Source organism: Micromonospora sp. DSM 43699 (genome assembly GCF_055517075.1).
The window spans coordinates 1-3,255 of the sequence record NZ_JBTMMT010000133.1; the positions used below are offsets into that span (position 1 = coordinate 1).

The 3,255-nt window shown below is 73.3% G+C and carries 2 protein-coding genes; one reads left to right on the forward strand and one right to left on the reverse strand.

What is annotated here, in order from left to right; all coding sequences use genetic code 11:
- On the forward strand, window positions 1-652 hold a 652-nt coding region (locus AC0AIB_RS30830; protein WP_465098022.1), incomplete at its 5' end, for a dTMP kinase.
- Window positions 653-844: 192 nt separating this feature from the next.
- Here the strand turns inward: AC0AIB_RS30830 and AC0AIB_RS30835 are convergent.
- The gene (locus tag AC0AIB_RS30835; protein WP_465098023.1) at window positions 845-3,007 is read right to left on the reverse strand and encodes a transglycosylase domain-containing protein; all 2,163 of its coding nucleotides are present in this window, start codon (window positions 3,005-3,007) and stop codon (window positions 845-847) included.
- Window positions 3,008-3,255 lie beyond the last annotated feature (248 nt).

The following is a 3,255-nucleotide window of genomic DNA, read 5'->3' on the forward strand; positions in this document are numbered from 1 at the left end:
GGCAGTTTGGGGGGTGGGGTTGTTCGGGGTGGTTAGGGTGCCGGGGGTGGGGCGTGGGGTGGTCGTCGCGGTGGTGGGAGTGGACGGGGCCGGGAAGTCGACCCAGGCGAAGGGGTTGGTGGGGCGGCTGAACGCGGCGGGGGTGCCGGCGACGTACCTCGAGAACGCCGGTGGACGGCCGCTGTGGAACCGGTTGGCGCGGGCGGTGGGTCGTCGCGACGGTGTGCACCTGTTCGGTCGGCGCGGCTACCCGGTGCTGGAGGCGACGGTGCGCTGGCTGGCTCTGGCCCGAGCGGTGGTGGTCACCCGGCTGACCGGACGGGTCGGGGTGATGGACCGCTGGACCTGGTGCCAGTACGTGATCATGCGAGCCCGGGGCGACCGGGGCGTACGACTCGTCCGCGCCGCGTACGCCCTCTTTCCCAGGCCGGACCTGGTCTGCTTCCTGGCGGTCGCCCCGGAGCTGGCCCGGCAGCGGGTGTCGGACCGGGGCATCGACACCGAGGAACTGGCGCACCTGACCGCGCTGGACGCCGGGTACCGGGCGCTCCCCGAGTTCGGCGCCTTCACCACGATCGACGGCGACGCCGACCCGGCGACGGTGGCCGCCGCCCTGGACCGTGCGGTCGCCGCGGCGACCGCCCGCCGGTAGGCGTCACCGCCCCGCGTCGAACAGCCCCGACAGCACAGCCAGCACCCCGGTCCAGCCCCGGTGACAGCACAGCCAACACCCCGGCCCGTCGACAGCACGGCCACCATCCCGGCCCCCGCGCCCGGCTGGTGGTCCCGCTGGTTCCTCCTCGCCACTACCGCTGAAGATCATGTGCCACGCACGGATCCCGGCTCAGCCTCGGCGGTTCTGCAACCAGCGGAGCAGGTCCGAGGGGAGGCCCTGGTCCGGTTGCGGCAGGCTGGGCGACGGGCGGGGCGACGGGCGTTGCGGGTTGCCTGCCAGCTCCCGGCTGGGAGCGGTGAAGTCGCGGACCGGTTGGCCGTCGACAGCGGTGCGGATGGTCCGGGCGACCGCGGTGATCACCTCGCCCTGCACCGCCGCGCCGACCGCGTCGCTCGGGTCGTCGGGGTTGGCGGCGATGCCGGCGACCGCCACCTGCGGGGTGAAGCCGACGAAGGTCTCGGTGGCGTTCTGCTCCGAGCTGCCGGTCTTGCCGGCCACCGGACGGCCGACGATCCGGTCCACCCCGCCGGCGGTGCTGCCGTTGCACTGCCCGTACGCCGACTGCTGGCCCACCGGGCAGCGGGCCGCGTCGGTGGCGGCCCGCGCCACGTCCGGTGACAGCGCCTGCCGGCAGGACGGCTCGCCGACCGGCACCGTCGTGCCGTCCGGGGCGGTCACCGACACCACAGGCATCGGGGCGCAGTACGTCCCCTCGGCGGCGACGGTGGCATAGGCGTTGGCCAGGTCGAGCGGGGTGGTGGCGGACACCCCGAGGGTGAACGCCCCCCAGTCGTCGGCGTCGTGCGCGGCGAGGTCGGCGTCGGCCTGGGCACGGAAGGTGATCCCGAGGCGCTGGGCCATCTCCACCACCTTGGCCGGGCCGACCTGCTCCTCCAGCCAGACGAAGTAGGTGTTCACCGAGCGGCCGAAGCCGTCCCACATCATCCGGTAGCCGTCCATCCGCGCCGGGTTGGCGTTGGCCGGACACCATTTACCGTCGCAGGCGGCCTCGCCCTCGGCGGGGAACCGGGTGGTCAGCCGGCTCGGCGAGTCGAACCCGGTGGACAGGGTACGACCGTTCTCCAGCGCGGCCAGCATGGTGAACAGCTTGAACGTCGAGCCGGCCTGGTAGCCGGCGATGCTGCCGCCACCGGAGACCAGCGGGTTGACGGTCTGGCCGTCGCCCACGCCGTACTCCCGGTTGACGGCCAGGGCGAGGACCCGGCCGGTGCCGGGCTCGACGGCGGCGATCGGCAGGGCCCGCCTGTCGTCGGCGGGGTAGACCTTGCGGGCCTCGGCCACGGCGGTGGCCTGCACGTCGGGGTCGAGCGAGGTGACCACGGTGTAGCCGCCCCGACGCAGCGCCTGCTCCCGCTCCTGCGCGGTCGCGCCGAAGGCGGGCTGCTCCAGCCACCAGCGGCGCAGGTAGTCGCAGAAGAAACCGGCGTCGGCGGTGGCCGTGGCGGTGCAGCCGTTGGGCTGGGCGGTGGGGCGCAGGGTCAGCTTCTCGGCGCGGGCCACGTCGGCCTGGGCCGCGGTGATCGCGCCGGTGGCGACCATCGAGTCGAGCACGTACCCGCGCCGCCGCAGCGCCGCGTCCCGGTCACCGTCGATCGGACTGTACGCGTCGGGGGACTGGACCAGGCCAGCCAGCAGCGCCGACTCGGCGAGGGTCAGGTCGGCCGGTGTCTTGCCGAAGTAGCGCTGGCTGGCGGCGGCCACCCCGTACGCCCCGGAGCCGAAGTAGGCGATGTTGAGGTAGCGGTTGAGGATCTCGTCCTTGCCGAGGGTCTTCTCCAGCTCGGTGGCGTACCGGATCTCCTGGAGCTTGCGCCCGACGGTCTGCTCGGTGGCCGCCTGCCGCTCCTCGGCGGTGCGGGTGGGGTCGGACTTGAGCACGTTGCGTACGTACTGCATGGTCAGCGTGGAGCCGCCCTGGGCGGTGCCGCCGCCGGTGACGTTGGCGACCAGGGCACGGGCCATGCCCCGCAGGTCTGCCCCGCCGTGGGAGTAGAAGCGCCGGTCCTCGGCGGCGACGATCGCCTGCCGCAGTGCCGGGGCGATCTCGGCCAACGCCACGTCGGTGCGGTTGACGTCGTAGAACGTGGTGAGCAGCGTCCTACCGTCGTTGGCGTAGAGGTAGGAGCGCTGCGGGGTGGCCGGGGTGCGCAGCGCCGCCGGCAGGTCGTCGAACGCCCCGAGCACCGCCTTGGTGGCGGCTCCGGCGAGCAGATTGCCCGGCAGCGCGGCGACCGCGAGGACCAGACCGGCCAGCAGGCCGGCGAGCAGCACGGTGAGCAGCCGCGTCAGCGGCGTCCGGGGTGAGGACATGGGCGTAAGCATTGCCACCGCACCGACCAGCGGCCCACTCCACCACCCGATTGTCAGGTAACTCACCGTAACCTGCCAGCGACTTCCCCACCCCACCACCCTCCCGTCCCCCACCAACCTTCCCGTCCCCCACGTCCCCCACGTCCCGCTCCCTCCCCGGCCGCCCGCCGCGTCCTCTCCGCCCCCGGATCGGTGATCAAGAAGTTTGAGGGCTCTCCGAACGGAATTTTGACCAAAACCTCTTGATC